The organism is Aeromonas sp. QDB62 (assembly GCF_027705695.1).
In the GTDB taxonomy this organism is placed as follows: domain Bacteria; phylum Pseudomonadota; class Gammaproteobacteria; order Enterobacterales; family Aeromonadaceae; genus Aeromonas; species Aeromonas allosaccharophila.
This window is the reverse complement of sequence record NZ_JAPDCD010000009.1, coordinates 100,229-118,307: the sequence shown is the minus strand read 5'-3', so window position 1 is coordinate 118,307 and position 18,079 is coordinate 100,229. Positions and strand designations below refer to the sequence as shown.

Genomic DNA, 18,079 nt, shown 5'->3' with positions numbered 1-18,079 from the left:
CACTCTCAGTTGTTATGGAGAATCACAATGAGCAAGCAAATTCCGTTTGAAATGGTGTTGGAGAAGGCCTACCAGTACAAAGCCGAGATGAGTCAGTTCCTGCGCGACATGATCGCCATCCCGAGCGAGAGCTGCGATGAAGAGCGCGTGGTGCTGCGCATCAAGCAGGAGATGGAGAAGGTTGGTTTTGACAAGGTCGAGATCGACCCCATGGGCAACGTGCTGGGCTATATCGGCCACGGTCCGCACCTGATCGCCATGGATGCCCATATCGATACCGTCGGTGTCGGTAACCGCGCCAACTGGACCTTCGACCCCTATGAGGGGATGGAAGATCACGAGATCATCGGTGGTCGCGGTGCCTCCGATCAGGAAGGGGGCATGGCCTCCATGGTTTATGCCGGCAAGATCATCAAGGATCTGGGACTGGAAGACGAGTACACCCTGCTGGTGACCGGCACCGTGCAGGAAGAGGATTGCGACGGTCTCTGCTGGCAGTACATCATCGAGCAGAGCAAGATCCGCCCCGAGTTCGTGGTCAGTACCGAACCGACCGACTGCCAGATCTACCGTGGTCAACGCGGTCGCATGGAGATCCGCGTCGAGGTGCAGGGCGTCAGCTGCCACGGCTCTGCGCCGGAGCGCGGTGACAACGCCATCTTCAAGATGGGCCCGATCCTCGGCGAATTGCAGGCGCTGAGCCACAACCTTGGCAATGACGACTTCCTCGGCAAGGGCACCCTGACGGTCTCCGAGATCTTCTTCACTTCGCCAAGCCGCTGCGCCGTGGCCGACAGCTGCGCCGTCTCCATCGACCGCCGTCTGACCTGGGGCGAGACCTGGCAAGGCGCGCTGGACGAGATCCGTGCCCTGCCTGCGGTGCAAGCTGCCGGTGCCGAGGTCTCCATGTATCAGTACGACCGTCCGGCCTATACCGGTCTGGTCTACCCGACCGAGTGCTACTTCCCGACCTGGAAGGTGGAAGAGGATCACATCACCGTCAAGACCCTCTCCAAGGCGTACACTCAGCTGTTCAACAAGGCGCCAGTGGTGGACAAGTGGACCTTCTCGACCAACGGGGTCTCTATCATGGGTCGCCACGGCATTCCGGTCATCGGTTTTGGTCCGGGTAAAGAGCCGGAAGCCCATGCGCCGAACGAGAAGACCTGGAAAGAGCATCTGGTCAAGTGCGCCGCCATGTACGCCGTGATCCCCATGCTCTATCTGGCCGAGCTGGACAAGTAAGGGGTCTGCCGGGCGGTGACTGCCATCGCCGTCCGGCTGTTGCAAGTGTGGCAAGTGCCCCGTCTGTGTTAAGGCGGGGCCTTGCTGTTTGAAGCGATATGATGTTCGAGGTGGTGGGGATGAAACGGCTGATCAAGAATGGCGTGCTGGTCGATGCACAGGGTGAATATCGTCAGGATCTGCTGATCGAGAACGGGGTGATCCGTGCCCGTGCCGCCGATATCCAGCCCGATGGCGAAACCGAGCTGATCGATGCCAGCGGCTGTTACGTGATGCCGGGCGGTATCGACGTCCACACCCACTTCAACATCGATGTCGGGATTGCACGCAGTTGCGATGACTTTTTCAGCGGTACCCGTGCCGCCGCCTGTGGTGGCACCACCACCATCGTCGATCATATGGGATTTGGCCCGGCGGGGTGCAATCTGCATCACCAGCTGGCCCGCTATCACGATTACGCCGCCGATCAGGCGGTGATCGACTACAGCTTTCACGGCGTGATCCAGCATGTGGATGACGCCATCCTCCACGAAATGTCCGCCATGGTGCAGGAGGAGGGGATCAGCAGCTTCAAGCTCTACCTCACCTACCAGTACAAGCTGGGGGACCACGACGTGCTGCGCGCCCTGGCCCGCCTCAAAGAGGTGGGGGCGCTCGCCACCGTCCATCCCGAGAACGATGCCGCCATCGCGGCGCGCCGTGCGGCCCTGCTGGCCGCGGGTCACCATGAGCCCTGGTATCACCCGCAGAGCCGCCCGCTGGAGTGCGAAGCCGAAGCGGTGGCCCGGATGATCAATCTGGCGGGGCTTGCTGGCAATGCGCCGCTCTATATCGTTCACCTTTCAAACGGACTGGGGCTGGAGTATCTGAAGCTGGCGCGTCGTCAGGGTCAGCCGGTCTGGGTGGAGACCTGCCCGCAATATCTGCTGCTCGATGACAGCTGCTACTACCGGGAGAACGGGGTCGACTTCCTGTTGAGCCCGCCGCTGCGCGGGCGCAGCGAACTCGACAAACTCTGGGTCGGCGTCGCTGCGGGTGACATCGACACGGTGGCGACCGATCACTGCAACTTCTCCCACGCCCAGCGCATGACCCTCTCGGGCGGCGACTTCAGCCTCTGCCCCAACGGCTTGCCCGGGGTCGAGAACCGGATGCTGCTGCTGTTTGCCCACGGGGTGCTCGGCGGGCGCATCTCGCCGTCGCGCTTCGTGGCCCTCACCAGCGCCAATTCGGCGCGCCTGTTTGGCCTCTGGCCGCGCAAGGGCAACTTGCAACCCAGGGCCGACGCCGATCTGGTACTGATGGATCCCCGTGGCGAGACCCAGATCCGCCATGCCGCGCTGCATGACAACGGCGACTACACCCCCTATGAGGGGATGCGCTGTCCCGGCCAGATCAGGATGACCCTCAGTCGCGGCGAGATAGTCGCCCGCGACGGCGAATTTACCGGGCAACGGGGGCATGGACGCTTTTTGGCGCGTGCACCCTTTGATCCACTGCTGGGCGAAGCGGTCAGAGAACAACCATCAGCACAGCGATAGACAGAACAACCGAGCCGGTATGACACCGGCCTACCCTTATCATCGGAGAGCACAAGATGAAACAGCGTATCGTACTGGCCCTGGGGGGCAACGCTCTGGGCAACAACCTGCCCGAGCAGATGAAGGCGGTGCAGAGCACGGCGCACACCATCGCCGACCTGATCGCCCAGGGGCACGAGGTGGTGGTCACCCACGGCAACGGGCCGCAGGTGGGGATGATCCAGCAGGCGTTCGAAGTGGCGGCCCGCCACGAGCCAAAATCCCCCCATCTGCCGATGTCGGTCTGTGTGGCCCTGAGTCAGGGCTACATCGGTTATGACCTGCAAAACGCCCTGCGCGAAGCCCTGCTGGAGCGTGGCATCCACAAGCCGGTCGCCACGCTGGTGACGCAAGTGGAGGTGGATAAAAATGATCCCGCCTTCCAGGACCCCAGCAAGCCCATCGGCGGCTTCTTCAGCAAGGAGGAGGCCGAGGCGCTGATGGCCAAGGGCGAGCGGCTCAAAGAGGACGCCGGTCGCGGCTATCGCCGGGTAGTGGCCTCTCCCAAACCCGTCGACATCATCGAGAAGGAGACCGTCTCCGCCATGCTGGCCGCCGGTCAGGTGGTGATCACCGTCGGTGGCGGCGGCATTCCGGTGCTGCGCGAGGGCAATCACCTGCGCGGCGCCAGCGCGGTGATCGACAAGGATTGGGCCAGTGCCAAGCTGGCGGAGCTGATTGATGCCGATATGCTGATCATCCTCACCGCGGTGGAGAAGGTCGCCATCAACTTCGGCAAGCCAGATGTGCAGTGGCTCGATACCCTGAGCGTGGCCGATGCCAACAGCTTTATCGCCCAGGGGCAGTTTGCCAAAGGCTCCATGTTGCCCAAGGTGGAGGCGGCGCTCTCGTTCGCCACATCCTTGCCCGGGCGCAAATCCCTGATCACCCTACTGGAGAAGGCAGCCGAGGGGATCGCAGGCAAGACCGGGACCGTGATCAGTTTGTAGCGTGTTGCGTGATGACGGGTTGATAGACAGGGGGCCTTGGCCCCCTGCTGCTTTTGGCTCGGGCGTTGCCGTGGCTGAGGTCGATTTGCTCACAGGCAATTTGCCCATAGGCTATTCGCCCGTAGGGAATGGGCAGCCCGCCAGCACAGGGGTAAGATAGCCACCCCGATAAGGGTTGGCCCATCGGAACAAGAGGCGAAAGTCAGAGCAATGCGTGGTGAGAGATGAGTGGAAAGATCAATATGGCGGCGCTGGGGGGGTTAGTCCTGCTCACCGCCATCTGGAGTTACAGCTGGATCGTGATGAAGCAGGTGATGCTCTACGCGGGGGCCTTCGAGTTCACCGCCCTGCGCTGCCTGTGCGGATCCCTGGTGTTGTTGCTGGTGCTGGCCCTGCGTGGGCGCCGTTATCTCAAGCCCACCCCGTTTCGCTATACCCTGGCCATCGCCCTGTTCCAGACCTGCGGCATGGTGGGGTTGGCCCAGTGGGCGCTGATCAGCGGCGGGGCGGGCAAGGTGGCCATTTTGAGTTACACCATGCCGTTCTGGGTGGTGATCTTCGCGGCGCTCTTTCTCGGTGAGCGGATGCGCAAGCTGCACTATCTGGCGGTCGGGGTGGCGGCCTGCGGGTTGCTGCTGGTGATCCAGCCCTGGCAGTTGCACCTTGAATCCCTCAAGAGTGCGCTGTTGGCAATCCTCTCCGGCATCTGCTGGGGGATCAGCGCCATCATCGCCAAGCGGATGTATGCCCGCCACCCCGGGGTGGATCTGATGTCCCTCACCACCTGGCAGATGATCTACGCAACCATAGTGATGGCACTGGTGGCGGCGCTGGTGCCGGAGCGCCCCATCGACTGGCAACCCTATGTGATGGGAGCGCTGGCCTATAGCGCCATCTTCGCCACCGCCATCGCCTGGAGTCTCTGGCTGTTTGTGTTGAAAAAACTGCCAGCGGGGATCGCCAGCCTCAGCACCCTAGCGGTGCCGGTGACCGGTGTGCTGCTCTCCTGGTGGCTGCTTGGGGAAAACCCGGGGTCGGTGGAGGGGAGCGGCATCGCCCTTATCGTGCTGGCGCTGTTGGTGATTAGCCGCAAGGGCAAGCGCTCCGTGGTATCGGTGGCGGGGGATACCCGTATCAAGCACGGCTGAGTGGTGACTGGGCTGCCAGTGGCACGATAAATGGCACTCAAAAGAGCCCGCGACAGGGAACCAGCCCCTCGTTACAATGGCGTTACATAGCTGTGTTGACGCGCAGGCATTTGATTCATTGTGATTATTTCAACAAACGTAACGGCAAGGATGAAACCGTATGATGACGCTGGTGTGGTTGGCCGTGGGGCTGGTGTGTCTGGTGATGGGGGCCGAATCTCTGGTGCGGGGGGCGGCGCGCCTCGCCACCATGATGGGCATCTCCCCGTTGGTGGTGGGATTGACCATAGTGGCTTTTGGCACCAGTGCCCCTGAACTGGCGGTGAGCATCCAGTCTGGCCTCGAGGGGCAGGCGGGGATCGCCGTGGGTAACGTGGTCGGCAGCAATATCTTTAACGTGCTGTTTATTCTCGGTGTCTCGGCCTTGATCGTGCCGCTGGTGGTCTCCCAGCAACTGGTGCGCTTCGATGTGCCCCTGATGATCGCCATCTCGCTGCTGGTGCTGCTGTTTGGTTGGGATGGCCGTATTTCAGCCTTCGAAGGAGCGCTGCTGTTTGCCGGGGTCGTTGCTTACACCGCGTTTTTGTTTGTGCAGAGCCGCCGTGAAACCAAGGCGGTACAGGCGGAATATGAGCAGGAGTTTGGCCAAAAAGAGCCCGAGACGCCTCACAGCTTGCCCCGCAATCTGCTCTTTATCGTGGCGGGATTGGGGATGTTGATCCTGGGCTCCCGGCTGCTGGTCAGCAGCGCGGTGGAGATTGCCCACTACTTCGGGGTGAGCGATCTGGTGATCGGCCTCACCATCGTAGCCGTCGGCACCTCACTGCCGGAGGTGGTGACCTCCATCGTCGCCGCCCTGCGCGGGGAGCGGGATATCGCGGTGGGCAACGTGGTCGGCAGCAATATCTTCAATATCCTCTGCGTGCTGGGGCTCACCTCCATGGTGACGCCGGGAGGGCTCGAAGTGTCGGCCACCGCCCTGCAATTCGATATTCCGGTGATGATTGCGGTGGCGCTCGCCTGCCTGCCCATCTTCTTTACCGGTTACACCATCGCCCGTTGGGAAGGGGCGCTGTTTCTGGCCTACTACATCGGTTACACCAGCTGGCTGATCCTGCACGCCACATCCAGTCCGCTGCAAGGTCAGTTCAGTGCGGCGCTGACCGGTTTCGTGCTGCCGCTGACCGCTATCACTCTGGTTGTGCTGGCATTTCGTGCCTGGCGTTTGCAACGAACCCGGCCGTGACGCAGGTTTCCCTGAGGTAAAGGGAGCGGCATCAACCGACCGGCCGAAAAAAGCCCCACCATCACGGTGGGGCTTTTGCTTGGCGCTGAGGGGGCGCGCAGAGCCTTTATTGGCGCTTGGCCAGATGCATTCTGGCTTCCAGAACGGCGCCGCTAATTGATAACGCGGGCCTTGCCGATAGGCTTTATGTTCACGCTTATCTGCGCTGGGCCAGATGCATCATGGCTTCCAATACGGCGCCGCCGATAGCGCGGGCCTTGTCAGAGACGGTGGTGGCATCGGCGCGCTCTCCTCTGGGGTCGATATCGCCAATCTTGAAGCCGATCGGGACTTCGATGCCATCGCTGAGCAGCCCCCGCACCATGCCCGAGAGCGGCGCGATAATGGGAGCGTCCCCCACATGGGCAATCACATCTCCCTCCTGCACCAGGTCGCCGAGCTTGATCAGGCTCTTCATCACGCCGGGGGCGGGGGCGCGCACCACCCGGCGGGCGGAGTGCCCCTCGATCACCCCGGGAATGCCGGTATTGGGCTGGGCGGGGCCCTGATAGATGACCCGCCCCAGATGGTGGCCGCGGTTGGTTTCGATCACCGCATCGCAGTCGCGTCCCGCCTCAAAACCCGGGCCCAGGGCCACCGTAATGGGGGCCATCTCCTTGTGGGTACCGAGGTTCTGCTTGGCCAAAATGGCATCCACCAGATAGCGCGGTTTGAGCTCGGCGAGGGTGGCGCAGTCGGGGTCAACCAGCAGCGGAATGATGCCCCGATCCAGCTGCTCGAACGCCTGCTCGACGCTCTCGACCCGCTTGGCGCGCACGCCCTCGACACTGGTTTCTCCGTCAAACATCCCTTGGGCGAAGGCGACGGTGTGGCGGATCACCGTGGGTTTGTCGAGATCCAGCATCACCACCTTGAAGCCCGCATTGTGCAGCCGCAGCGCGACGCCGGTGGCGATATCGCCGGAGCCGCGCATCACCACCAGTTGATCCCGCTTGAGGCGCACATCATCCTGCATCAGGCCGCCTGCCTTGCCGTTTTTCACTTGCAGCAACTCGGCGAGGATGCTGATGGCGATCTCCTCGGGCGTCTCGGCACCGATGTTGTAGCCGATGGGGGCGTGCAAACGCTGCAGTTGCTCCTGACTCACCCCTTGCTGGCGCAGGGTCTGGGTGAAGGTCTGTACCTTGCGCTTGCTGGCGAGCAGCCCCAGATAGGCAAGGGGACGGTTTATCAGCCGTTCCAGCGCCTCCTTGTCCTGATGGTTGGTGGCGATGATGACGAAGTTGGCGGGCTCGATGGCCAGCGCCTCGATCACCGCGCTGATGGTATCGGCTTGTTTGAGATGGGTGCTGGCGGGGAAGTGATCGGGGTTGAGGCTCCCTTCAAAGCAGTCGCCCACATGGATATCAAAACCCAGCGGCGCGGCGGCATGGGCCAGCGCCCGGTTGACGTGACCGGCGCCGATCAGTACCAGACGGGGGCGCAGGCCGTAGACATCGATATAGACTGACATGGCGCCGCCACAATCCGACCCCACCGCATGTTCGCCGTTGCGGGCCATCCGGCCATGGAAGATGCGGGGTTTGCGCTCACCAATGGCCGCCACCGCCTCTTCGATCACCAGCCGTTCAATCATGCCGCCGCCGATGGTGCCGAGGATCTGGCCATCGGCCATCACCAGCATCTGGGCCTGATGGCGGGGCGTGGAGCCACGGCTCTCGATGATCTGGGCAATGGCAAACGGAGTGTTCTCCTGTTCCAGTCGGGCTGCGTGTGAAAAAAGATTCATAAGGTACCTCTTCTTATCCTTAAATCATCATGGGCGAGGCGGCTGTGCCTCATCCTGAGCGAAGTAGCCGAGTGCGTGGCGAATGGGCTGTGGCTCCCGTACCGCTCCCTGCCAGATGGCGTGGAGCTCGGGGTGCCGGGCCAGCAGGTTTATCAATGGCGGTAGCCATGACGGCTCATTTTGATAATCGCCATTGATAAACCAGATCCGGCGCGCCCTGGCCGGGGTGCCCTTGAACACCCCCTGAGGGTGGGAGAGCAGCTTGTGAAACAGTGCCCAGTCGAGCGGGTCACCGGCCTCTATCCCGCACAGGGCCTGGAATTCGGCCCAGCGGTGGATCTGCTGCGGGTCGGCCTTGGCTCCCACCATGGCGCCGCCCGTCAGGGCGATCACCCAATCACTGCTTTGGGGAATGCAAGGTTCGTGCAAAGCGGGCACTTTCAATAACTTGTGATTGGCGCCATCCGATTCGACCAGGATGAGATCGAAGCGCTGCTGCCCCTTGATGAGATCAATCTGCTGGGGTGTGGGGCCCGCCACCTTGCCGCTGGCCTGATCGATATGGCTGAACAGGGCGACCAGAGTCGGCTCATCGGGCAGTTGCTGACAGCGGGTCAGTTGGCGGACGGGATCGGCTTCCAGGATCAATTCCCGATAGTGTGACGGGGCAGGCAGAAACATCCGGGTGGTGGTGGTAATTAGCACCCTTTTACCCTGTTTATAAAAATATTCCGCCAGCCAGAACAGGGTGCTGGTTTTTCCACCGGCCCCGCAGAGGCTAATTAAGGTAGTATGGCTATCAATATTTTGGGTGAGCGGGTTTAATAGCGGATCTATATCTGGAAATGCGACAGCAACAGCGTGTGGGTGCGACATAATGACGACCAAAATAAATATCGAAGAGAGTGGAAAACAACGTTGCCAGGAACAAGTGCAGTGTGACTGTATAATAACGGCGGCGGGTTTATCTTCCCGAATGGGTACCTGGAAAATGATGCTACCTTATTGCCAGGGGACAATGCTTGATGCAAGTCTCAAAAATGCCCTGGCCTTTTGTCAGCGGGTTATTCTGGTGGTGGGCCATCGTGGCGAGGAGCTTCAAGAACGCTACCTTGAGCGGCCGGATATTGTTGTCGTCCACAATCCCGACTATCGGCAGGGGCTGGGCAGTTCGATCCGCTCTGCCCTGGCGGCCAGTGATGCTGACTACCTCTTTATCAGCCACGGGGATCTCCCCTGTATCCCGCGCGAGGTCTATCAACAGCTCTGGCTGGCACGGGGCTGTGAGGCACTCTTTCCCACCTGGCAGGGGGAGGCGGGCCATCCGGTGTTGCTGCCCAAATCCCTTGCCCGCGAGCTGGCAGCGGCCCCGGTGCAGCCGTCGGTACGGCGCTGGTTGCAAGGGCATCCCCACCGTATGGTGCCAGTCGACAGCCCCGCCATCCTGTTTGATGTGGATACCCCGGAGCGCTATCAGGCGCTGCTGGGCGGTGCGCTGGAAAATGAGACCGAGCGCGCGAAATAACCCTGTTTTAAAAAGATAACGGGGAGATAAATGGCGTATCAAAGTGATATTTCTCGCACTTAATCTGATAGTGCGAGTTCTTTTTAATCAGCTCATTCAGTAAGTTTCAGAGTGATTGATAACTACTCGCAATACCCATAATGGTGGCATCGCAAAATATCCTCATTAATTGGAGCTGTCTCACGCTTTCACCCTAAAAAATAGTTTTGTAGCTGGTGTGGCCTGATAGTTGCTCCTCTCCTTGCCAAGGGGTAATGCCCGTGCGGGATACCCCATTTATTCATGCTGCCAATGGGCAGAACAGCTGCAAGGAGATTGCCATGGGCGATATTATGCGACCCGTTCCGTTCAAGAACCTTCTGACCCGTATTTTCGCGGAATATAAAGAGAGTCAGAGCATTTTCGGTATTCCCGCCGCGCAATTCTATCGCAAGCAGGACGAGCGCAAGATCAAGGTGTTCGGTGAAACCTGCGAAACCCCCATCGGTCCGGCGGCTGGCCCCCATACCCAGCTGGCCCAGAATATCGTCACCTCCTGGCTGACCGGCGGGCGCTTTATCGAGCTCAAGACGGTGCAGATCCTGGACCGTCTCGAACTGGCAAAGCCCTGTATCGACGCCGAGGATGAGTGCTTCAACACCGAGTGGTCTACCGAGTTCACCCTGCCCAAGGCGTTCGACGAGTATCTGAAAGCCTGGTTTGCCCTCTACCTGCTGGAAGAGGTGTTCGACCCGCGCCTCGACGGAGAGGCCAAGTCCTTCATCTTCAACATGAGCGTGGGTTACAACCTCGACGGCATCAAACAGCCGCCGATGCAGCAGTTCATCCACAGTTTGAAGGATGCCAGCACCAGTCCGAAGTTTGCCGAGTACCAGCAAGTGCTGCGCGAGCTGGTGGCCGATGAGCAGTTTATCGCCGAGCTGGGACTGGGTGCCCGCCGCGATCGCCTGCAACAGCTGGTGGAGCGCATCCCGGCCAATCTGGTTCACGGCGTCACCCTCTCTACCATGCACGGCTGCCCGCCCAACGAGATTGAGGCCATCTGCCGCTACATGCTGGAAGAGAAGGGGCTCAACACCTTCGTCAAACTGAATCCGACCCTGCTGGGCTACCCGCGGGTGCGCGAGATCCTCGACACCTGTGGCTTTGATTACATTGGTCTGAGCGAAGAGTCGTTCGATCACGACCTCAAGCTGGATCAGGCCAAGGCGATGCTGACCCGATTGATGGCGCTGGGGGCCGAGAAGGGGCTCACCTTCGGGGTCAAGCTGACCAACACCCTCGGGACTATCAACCGCAAGGGGGCTCTGCCCGGCGATGAAATGTATATGTCCGGTCGCGCACTGTTCCCGCTCTCCATCAACGTGGCGGCCGTGCTGTCACGCGCCTTCGATGGCAAGCTGCCCATCTCCTACTCCGGTGGTGCCAGCAAGTTCAACATCGCGGAGATCTTCGAGACCGGTATTCGTCCCATCACCATGGCCACCGACCTGCTGAAACCGGGTGGCTACCTGCGCCAGATCGAGTGCCTCAAAGAGATAGATGCGTCGGGCAGCTGGGGCATGAGTCAGGTGGATGTGGCCAAGCTGGAAGCGCTTGCCGCCAAGGCCCTCACCATGGATTACACCCAGAAGGAGTGGAAGTCCGACGATCGTATCGAAGTGGGCGGCGGTCTGCCGATGACCGACTGCTACGTGGCGCCCTGCGTCACCGCCTGCGCTGTGCATCAGGATATCCCCGAGTACATTCGCCTGATGGGCGAGGGGGAATATGTGGCAGCCCTTGAGCTGATTTATCAGCGCAACGCCTTGCCCGCCATCACCGGCCATATCTGTGATCACCAGTGCCAGTACAACTGCACTCGTCTCGATTACGACAGCCCGCTCAATATCCGTGAACTGAAAAAAGTAGCGCTGGAGCGCGGCTGGGAAGGATACAAGGCGCGCTGGCACAAGCCGGCAGGCAGCGGTGACAAGCACCCGGTTGCGGTAATAGGTGCAGGCCCGGCCGGTCTCTCAGCCGGTTACTTCCTGGCCCGTGCCGGTCACCCGGTCACCGTGTTCGAGCGCGAAGCCGATGCCGGTGGCGTGGTCAAACACATCATCCCCGAGTTCCGCATCCCGGCTGAACTGATCCAGCACGACATCGACTTTGTCGCAGCTCACGGGGTCAAGTTCGAGTTTGGTTGCGATCCGGCGCTCACCGTCGACAAGCTGCACGCCCATGGCTTTACCTATGTTTTCGTTGGCATCGGTGCCGACAAGAATGGCGGCATGCGCCTCGATGGGGGTCACGAGCGGATTTACAAATCCTTCAACTTCCTGCGCAGTTTCAATCAGGGCAAGCCGCTGCCGCTGGGTCGCCATGTGGCGGTGATCGGTGCCGGCAACACCGCCATGGATTGCGCCCGTGCCGCCCTCAAGGTGCCGGGTGTCCGCGATGTGACCGTGATCTACCGTCGCAGCGAAAAAGAGATGCCCGCCTATCGCGAGGAGTACCTGGAAGCGGTGGAGGATGGGGTACGTTTCTGCTTCCTCACCAATCCGGAGCGCTTTGACAAAGATGGCAAGCTCACCGTGCGGATGATGGCGCTGGGGGATCCTGACGAGCAGGGCCGCCGCCGTCCGGTGCCCACCGAACAGACCGAAGTGATGCAGATGGATGCCTTGATCACCGCCATCGGCGAACAGCCTGACTGCGAAGTATTGAAAGCGATGGGCATTCCCCTTGGCAGCGATGGCTGGCCCGAGGTGGATAGCCAGACTGGCGAAACCAGCCGTCGCAACGTCTTCCTGATCGGTGACGTGCAGAGTGGCCCATCCTCCATCGTCGGTGCCATCGGTGGTGCCCGCCGCGCCGCAGATCTGGTACTGGCCCGCGAGCATATCGCTGGCAGTCAGGCCGAGGTATCAATCCAGCCGTCGGGCAAGGACGAGATCTACCGTCGCAAGGGAAGCATCGCCGTCACCATGGTCGACAAGAGCGAGCGGGAGGCCTTCGTGGCGCAAGAGGCGCACCGCTGCCTCGAGTGCAACTACCTCTGCAGCAAGTGCGTGGATGTCTGCCCCAACCGGGCCAACGTCGCCATCGCGGTGCCTGGCTTCAAGGACCAGTTCCAGACATTGCACCTGGATGCCTACTGCAACGAGTGCGGCAACTGCGCCCAGTTCTGCCCGTGGCAGGGCAAGCCCTATCAGGACAAGGTCACCATCTTCAGCCTGCCCGAGGACTTCGACAACAGCCGCAACCCCGGTTTCTATCTGGCGGATGGTGGTGAGCTGCGGGTGCGTCAGGGTGGCGAGACCTACCGTCTCACTATCGATGCCCAGAGCCGGATCAAGGATGCCCCCGAGGTGCTCGCAGACATGTGCCGGATCATCAGCCATGTCCACGCCCATCACCACTACCTGCTGGGGGCCGTCGAGGCCTGAGCGAATAACGAATAAGCGAAGGAGCAAACCATGTTTATTCTGAAAAACGTCACCGCCGTCCAGCTGGAGCCGACCCGGGTACTGGAAGGGGTGGATATCGCCATCGAGGGCACCCTTATCAAAGCGGTGGGGCCCAATCTGCGGGCCCTCTACCCGGAGGCCAACTATCGGGAGATGGGCGGCAAGCTGGTGATGCCGGGCATCGTCTGTGCCCACAACCACTTCTACTCCGGCCTGTCGCGGGGGATCATGGCCAACATCGCCCCCTGCCCGGACTTCATTTCTACCCTGAAAAACCTCTGGTGGCGGCTCGATCGGGCGCTCGATGAGGAGTCTCTCTACTACAGCGGTCTCATCTGCTCGCTGGAGGCGATCAAGAGTGGCTGCAGCGCGGTGATCGACCACCACGCCTCGCCCAACTTCATCAAGGGCTCCCTCAACGTGCTGCGCAAAGGGTTTATGGAGGCGGGTCTGCGCGGCATGACCTGCTTCGAGACCACGGATCGCAACGGCGGCCTCGCCGAGCTGCAGGCCGGGGTGGAGGAGAACATCCTGTTCGCCCAACAGATCGATGCGGCCAAGGCCAAGGGGAACGAACCCTATCTGGTGGAGGCCCACATCGGCGCTCACGCTCCCTTCACCGTGCCCGACGAAGGGCTGGCCATGCTGCGCGAAGCGCTGCAGGTCACCGGTCGTGGTCTGCATATCCATGTGGCGGAAGACCGCTACGACATGGCTCACGGCCACCACCACTATGGCAAGGAGCCGATTGCCCGGCTGGACGAGTTTGGCCTGATCGACAGCAAATCCTTGGTGGCCCACGGCATCTACCTGAGCCCGTCCGACATCGAGCTGCTTAACAGCCGCGATGCCTTTCTGGTGCACAACGCCCGCTCCAACATGAACAACCACGTGGGCTACAACATGCACCTGCCGGAGTATCGCAATCTGGCGCTCGGCACCGATGGCATCGGCTCCGACATGCTCGAAGAGCTCAAGTTTGCCTACTTCAAGCACAAAGATGCCGGCGGCGCGCTGTGGCCCGACAGCTTTGCGCGGTTCCTGTGGAACGGCAACACCCTGCTGGATCGCAACTTTGGCGCCAAATTTGGCCGCCTGGAGCCCGGCTACAAGGCCGACCTCACCATCTGCGACTACGACGCGCCGACCCCGCTGGCGCCACGCAACCTCGGTGGCCATCTCGCCTTTGGCATGGGCTCTGCCAGCGTCAACAGCGTGATGGTGGAGGGGCGCATGGTCTATCAGGATCGCGAGTTCCCGTTCGATGTCTCGCCCCTTTATGAGCAGGCCAGCAAGGTGGCTAGCCGCCTGTGGCAACGGATGGATCAGCTGGCCTAAGGCCACCTTCCACAGTTTTGGACCGGATTGCCCGCCCTGTGGATCACCCTCGGCGGCGGGCAGCAAGAGTAAGGACGACACATGATTGAGCAATTCTTCCGACCCGAACAACTGGGTCAGGCTTTGGAACTCAAGGCCAGCTTCGGCAACGACGCCGTCTACATGGGGGGCGGCAGCAAGCTTAACGCCGCTCCGACCCGCACCGACAAGAAGGTCGCCATCTCGCTGGAGAAGCTGGGGCTTGACCAGATTGAGCAGCAGCACGGCCAGCTCCATATCGGCGCAACCGTTACCCTGCAGACCCTGAAAGAGGATCCCCGTACCCCGGCCGCCCTGTGCGAGGCGCTGGGGTTTGTCTACTCCCGCCATCTGCGCAATCAGGCCACCATCGGCGGCGAACTTGCCTGCCAACAGCAGGACTCCCCCTTGCTGCCGGTGCTGCTGGTGCTCGAAGCGGTGGTCGTGCTGGAGAACAACCTGCTGCAACCCATCGACGCCTATCTGGCGGATCAGCGCAATGCCCTGGTGCTGGGGATTGTGCTGCCGGAGCCTGAACTGCGCTGCGCCATTCGCCGCATCAGCCGCAACGCTGACGGGCTGGCGGTGATGACCGCCGCCGTGGCCCTCGACAGCATTGGCGAGATGCGGGTGGCCGTCGCTGGCGTCACCCCGCAGCCGATGCGTCTGCGGGATCTGGAGCGCCGCGATCTGCACGATGCCGCGCTGGAGGCCGCCGTGAGCGAGCTGATTTCGCCCCGCGAGGATCTGGCGGGCAGCGTGAGTTACAAGCGGTATATCACCGGCGTGGTAGTGGCGGATCTGCTGGTGGACTGCCAGCAGCAGGAGGTGCAAGCATGATGGAACTCAACTTTACCCTGAACGGTGCCCTGCGTACCGTCATCTGCAAGGCCGGTGACAATGCCCAGCGGGTGCTGTTCAATCAGTGCCGGATGCACTCGGTGCGCAACAGTGACGACGGCTTCGGTTTTGCTGGCTCCGACGCCATTCTCTTCAACGGCAAGGTGATCAACGCCTCCCTGCTGATCGCCGCCCAGCTGGAGGGCGCGCAGGTGCGCACCGCCGAGTCGCTGGGCAGCTGGAACCAGCTCAGTCTGGTGCAGCAGGCGATGGTGGACGTGGGGGTGGTGCAGTCCGGCTACAACGATCCGGCCGCGGCGCTGATTGTCACCGACCTGCTTGATCGTCATCCCGAGCCCAGCCGTGATCAAATCGACGACGCCCTCTCTGGCCTGTTTCACCGCGATGGCGGTTACCAGCAGTTCTATCAGGCCATCGAGCTTGCCTGCTCACGGATGAAGGACCCGGATTATCTGTGCCAGATCGCCCCGGAGTTTCGCGACGACCTGCGCCATATCGGAAAGAGCTGCCCGAAAGTGGACGCCGCCAAGATGGTGCAGGCCAAGCCCTGCTACGTGGAGGATCGGGTTACCGACGATGCGCTGATCATCAAGATGCTGCGCAGCCCCCATCCCCATGCGGTGATCACCAAACTCGATGTGAGCCGCGCCGAGGCGCTGCCGGGTGTGGTGCATGTCATTACTTATCTCAACTGCCCGGATGTGTTTTACACCCCGGGTGGCCAGAGTGCCCCCGAGCCGTCACCGCTCGATCGCCGCATGTTCAGCCGCAAGGTGCGCCACGTCGGTGATCGTGTCGCCGCCGTGGTGGCCGAGAGCGAAGCGGTCGCGCTGGCGGCCCTGAAACTCATCGATGTCGAGTATCAGGTGCTGCCTGCGGTTATGAACATCGATGAAGCGATGGCCCCCAATGCACCGCTGGTCCACGACGAACCCATCATCTACATGGCTGGTGCCCCTGCGGATCTCGAGCAGCAGAACGCCTGCTCGGTACGCCGTGGCGACGAGCACATGATCATCAACTTCCCCATCGGCTCTCGCCCGCACGAGAACCTGGCCGCCAGCGTCCATGGCCAGATCGGTGATGTGGCAAAAGGCTTTGCCGAGGCGGACGAAATTGTCGAGCGCACCTACGAATCGACCCAGGCCCAGCAGTGCCCGACCGAGCCGCACATCTGCTTCACCTACATGGATGGGGATCGTCTGGTTATTCACGCCTCCACCCAGGTGCCGTGGCACGTGCGCCGTCAGGTGGCACGTATCGTCGGCCTCAAGCAACATCAGGTGCACGTGATCAAGGAGCGGGTAGGGGGCGGCTTTGGCTCCAAGCAGGATATCCTGCTGGAAGAGGTGTGCGCCTGGGCGACCAAGGTCACCGGCCGCCCCGTCACCTTCCGCTATACCCGTGAAGAGGAGTTCATCAGCAACACCTCCCGCCACGTGGCCAAGGTGAAGGTGAAAGTGGGGGCCAAGAAAGATGGCACCATCACCGCCATCGAGATGGATTTCCGCGCCAATACCGGCCCTTACGGTAACCACTCCCTGACGGTGCCGAGTAACGGCCCGGCGCTCTCTTTGCCGCTCTATCCGTGCGACAACGTGCGCTTTACCGTCAACACCTACTACAGCAACATCTGCCCGACCGGCGCCTATCAGGGTTACGGCGCGCCCAAGGGCAACTTCGCGCTGACCATGGCGATTGCCGAACTGGCCGAGCGACTCGGCATCGATCAGCTCGACATGGTGGAGCACAACAGGGTGCACGAAGGGGATATCCTCAAGGTGTTGGGTGCCATCGGTGAGGGCAAGATGCCGACTTCTGTGCCCCACGCCGCCAGCTGTGCCCTCGAACCCATCCTCAAGCAGGGTCGCGAGTTGATTGCCTGGGATAGCCCCAAACCCGCTGACGGGGATTGGCGCATCGGCCGTGGTGTCGCCATCATCATGCAAAAATCGGGGATCCCGGACATCGATCAGGCTAACTGCATGGTCAAGCTGGAATCGGACGGCACCTTTATCGTCCACTCCGGTGGCGCCGATATCGGCACCGGCCTCGATACCGTGGTGGCCAAACTGACCGCCGAGGTGCTCGGTTGCCCGCTCAGCGATGTGCATGTGATCTCTGGCGACACCGACCACGCCCTGTTCGACAAGGGGGCCTACGCCTCGTCCGGTACCTGCTTCTCCGGCAACGCAGCCAAGATGGCGGCCGAGAACCTCAAGGCGAAGATCCTGTTCCACGGCGCCGCCATGCTGGGCGAGCCGGTTGAGGATGTGGAACTGGTTCACCCGGGTATCGTGCGCGGCAAGCAGGGGGAAGTGACCCTCGCCAAGCTGGCCCACAAGGCGGAGACCGGCACCGGCTTCGGTATTCTGGTGGGCACCGCCAGCTACATCACCTCGGAGCTTGCCTTCCCGTATGGGGCCAACTTCGCCGAGGTGGCGGTCAACGTCAGAACTGGCGAGATCCGTCTCGACAAGTTCTACGCCCTGCTCGACTGCGGTACTCCCATCAACCCGGAACTGGCCCTCGGCCAGATCTACGGGGCGACCATGCGGGCCATCGGCCACACCATGAGCGAGGAGATCTGCTACGACAGCAAGGGCATCCCGCTGACCCGGGATCTCAAGAGCTATGGCGCGCCCAAGATTGGCGACATTCCGCGCGATTTCCGGGCCTTCCTGGTACCGAGTGATGACAAGGTCGGCCCCTACGGCGCCAAGTCCATCTCGGAGATCGGGGTGAACGGTGCGGCGCCCGCCATCGCCACCGCCATCCACGACGCCTGCGGTGTCTGGCTGCGCAAGTGGCACTTCACGCCGGAGCAGATCCTGCGCGAACTGGGCAAGCTGGAGCCAAAAGTGTCGGCATAACAAAAGAAAAGGTGAGGGGCGGGTGAACGCTCGCCCCCAGCGCCTGACGGCGGA

At 61.6% G+C, this 18,079-nt stretch carries 12 protein-coding genes; 10 read left to right on the top strand and 2 right to left on the bottom strand.

The features are described 5' to 3' along the window. Positions 1 to 27: 27 nt before the first annotated feature. The 5 genes from OKC27_RS06680 (at position 28) to OKC27_RS06660 (ending at position 6,169) form a co-directional block, all read left to right on the top strand. Positions 28 to 1,245, top strand: a complete 1,218-nt coding sequence (locus tag OKC27_RS06680; protein ID WP_182939636.1) for a YgeY family selenium metabolism-linked hydrolase — start codon at positions 28 to 30, stop codon at positions 1,243 to 1,245. A gap of 119 nt (positions 1,246 to 1,364) precedes the next feature. Continuing rightward, positions 1,365 to 2,786 (top strand): dihydropyrimidinase, encoded by a 1,422-nt coding sequence (hydA, locus tag OKC27_RS06675; protein WP_182939637.1) that lies wholly within the window; start codon positions 1,365 to 1,367, stop codon positions 2,784 to 2,786. 56 nt (positions 2,787 to 2,842) lie between these two features. Continuing rightward, positions 2,843 to 3,775: a carbamate kinase gene (gene arcC / locus OKC27_RS06670; protein WP_182939638.1), complete on the top strand. Its 933-nt coding sequence runs from the start codon at positions 2,843 to 2,845 to the stop codon at positions 3,773 to 3,775. Positions 3,776 to 3,999: 224 nt separating this feature from the next. Beyond that, complete coding sequence (locus OKC27_RS06665; protein WP_182939639.1) at positions 4,000 to 4,923, top strand: DMT family transporter; 924 nt, start codon at positions 4,000 to 4,002, stop codon at positions 4,921 to 4,923. A gap of 160 nt (positions 4,924 to 5,083) precedes the next feature. After that, a complete protein-coding gene (locus OKC27_RS06660) occupies positions 5,084 to 6,169 on the top strand; it encodes a calcium/sodium antiporter (RefSeq protein ID WP_270693869.1) in 1,086 nt (361 codons plus the stop codon). Between the two features lie 196 nt (positions 6,170 to 6,365). Here OKC27_RS06660 and yqeB read toward each other — a convergent pair whose 3' ends face one another. Then, positions 6,366 to 7,958, bottom strand: a complete 1,593-nt coding sequence (gene yqeB / locus OKC27_RS06655; protein ID WP_182939641.1) for a selenium-dependent molybdenum cofactor biosynthesis protein YqeB — start codon at positions 7,956 to 7,958, stop codon at positions 6,366 to 6,368. A 27-nt stretch (positions 7,959 to 7,985) separates the two neighbouring features. Next, positions 7,986 to 8,834: a selenium cofactor biosynthesis protein YqeC gene (gene yqeC, locus OKC27_RS06650; RefSeq protein WP_182939642.1), complete on the bottom strand. Its 849-nt coding sequence runs from the start codon at positions 8,832 to 8,834 to the stop codon at positions 7,986 to 7,988. 1 nt (position 8,835) lies between these two features. Between yqeC and mocA the strand changes: the two genes are divergently transcribed. The 5 genes from mocA (at position 8,836) to OKC27_RS06625 (ending at position 18,025) form a co-directional block, all read left to right on the top strand. Beyond that, the gene (gene mocA, locus OKC27_RS06645) at positions 8,836 to 9,483 is read left to right on the top strand and encodes a molybdenum cofactor cytidylyltransferase (protein WP_269475377.1); all 648 of its coding nucleotides are present in this window, start codon (positions 8,836 to 8,838) and stop codon (positions 9,481 to 9,483) included. Between the two features lie 320 nt (positions 9,484 to 9,803). After that, a complete protein-coding gene (ygfK, locus tag OKC27_RS06640; protein WP_182939643.1) occupies positions 9,804 to 12,914 on the top strand; it encodes a putative selenate reductase subunit YgfK in 3,111 nt (1,036 codons plus the stop codon). Between the two features lie 30 nt (positions 12,915 to 12,944). Continuing rightward, positions 12,945 to 14,273: a putative aminohydrolase SsnA gene (ssnA, locus tag OKC27_RS06635; protein WP_182939644.1), complete on the top strand. Its 1,329-nt coding sequence runs from the start codon at positions 12,945 to 12,947 to the stop codon at positions 14,271 to 14,273. An 81-nt stretch (positions 14,274 to 14,354) separates the two neighbouring features. Then, positions 14,355 to 15,131, top strand: a complete 777-nt coding sequence (gene ygfM / locus OKC27_RS06630; RefSeq protein ID WP_182939645.1) for a molybdopterin-dependent oxidoreductase FAD-binding subunit — start codon at positions 14,355 to 14,357, stop codon at positions 15,129 to 15,131. Further along, a complete protein-coding gene (locus OKC27_RS06625; protein ID WP_232093643.1) occupies positions 15,128 to 18,025 on the top strand; it encodes a molybdopterin-dependent oxidoreductase Mo/Fe-S-binding subunit in 2,898 nt (965 codons plus the stop codon). Before ygfM ends, OKC27_RS06625 begins: the two co-directional genes overlap by 4 nt. Positions 18,026 to 18,079: the final 54 nt, after the last annotated feature.

Bases quoted from the DNA above. Each gene is read 5' to 3' on its own strand.
- mocA (WP_269475377.1), top strand. From the start codon at position 8,836: ATGACGACCAAAATAAATATCGAAGAGAGTGGAAAACAACGTTGCCAG.
- ygfK (WP_182939643.1), top strand. From the start codon at position 9,804: ATGGGCGATATTATGCGACCCGTTCCGTTCAAGAACCTTCTGACCCGT.
- ygfM (WP_182939645.1), top strand. From the start codon at position 14,355: ATGATTGAGCAATTCTTCCGACCCGAACAACTGGGTCAGGCTTTGGAA.
- OKC27_RS06665 (WP_182939639.1), top strand. From the start codon at position 4,000: ATGAGTGGAAAGATCAATATGGCGGCGCTGGGGGGGTTAGTCCTGCTC.
- hydA (WP_182939637.1), top strand. From the start codon at position 1,365: ATGAAACGGCTGATCAAGAATGGCGTGCTGGTCGATGCACAGGGTGAA.
- OKC27_RS06680 (WP_182939636.1), top strand. From the start codon at position 28: ATGAGCAAGCAAATTCCGTTTGAAATGGTGTTGGAGAAGGCCTACCAG.
- ssnA (WP_182939644.1), top strand. From the start codon at position 12,945: ATGTTTATTCTGAAAAACGTCACCGCCGTCCAGCTGGAGCCGACCCGG.
- yqeC (WP_182939642.1), bottom strand. From the start codon at position 8,834: ATGTCGCACCCACACGCTGTTGCTGTCGCATTTCCAGATATAGATCCG.
- OKC27_RS06625 (WP_232093643.1), top strand. From the start codon at position 15,128: ATGATGGAACTCAACTTTACCCTGAACGGTGCCCTGCGTACCGTCATC.
- yqeB (WP_182939641.1), bottom strand. From the start codon at position 7,958: ATGAATCTTTTTTCACACGCAGCCCGACTGGAACAGGAGAACACTCCG.
- OKC27_RS06660 (WP_270693869.1), top strand. From the start codon at position 5,084: ATGATGACGCTGGTGTGGTTGGCCGTGGGGCTGGTGTGTCTGGTGATG.
- arcC (WP_182939638.1), top strand. From the start codon at position 2,843: ATGAAACAGCGTATCGTACTGGCCCTGGGGGGCAACGCTCTGGGCAAC.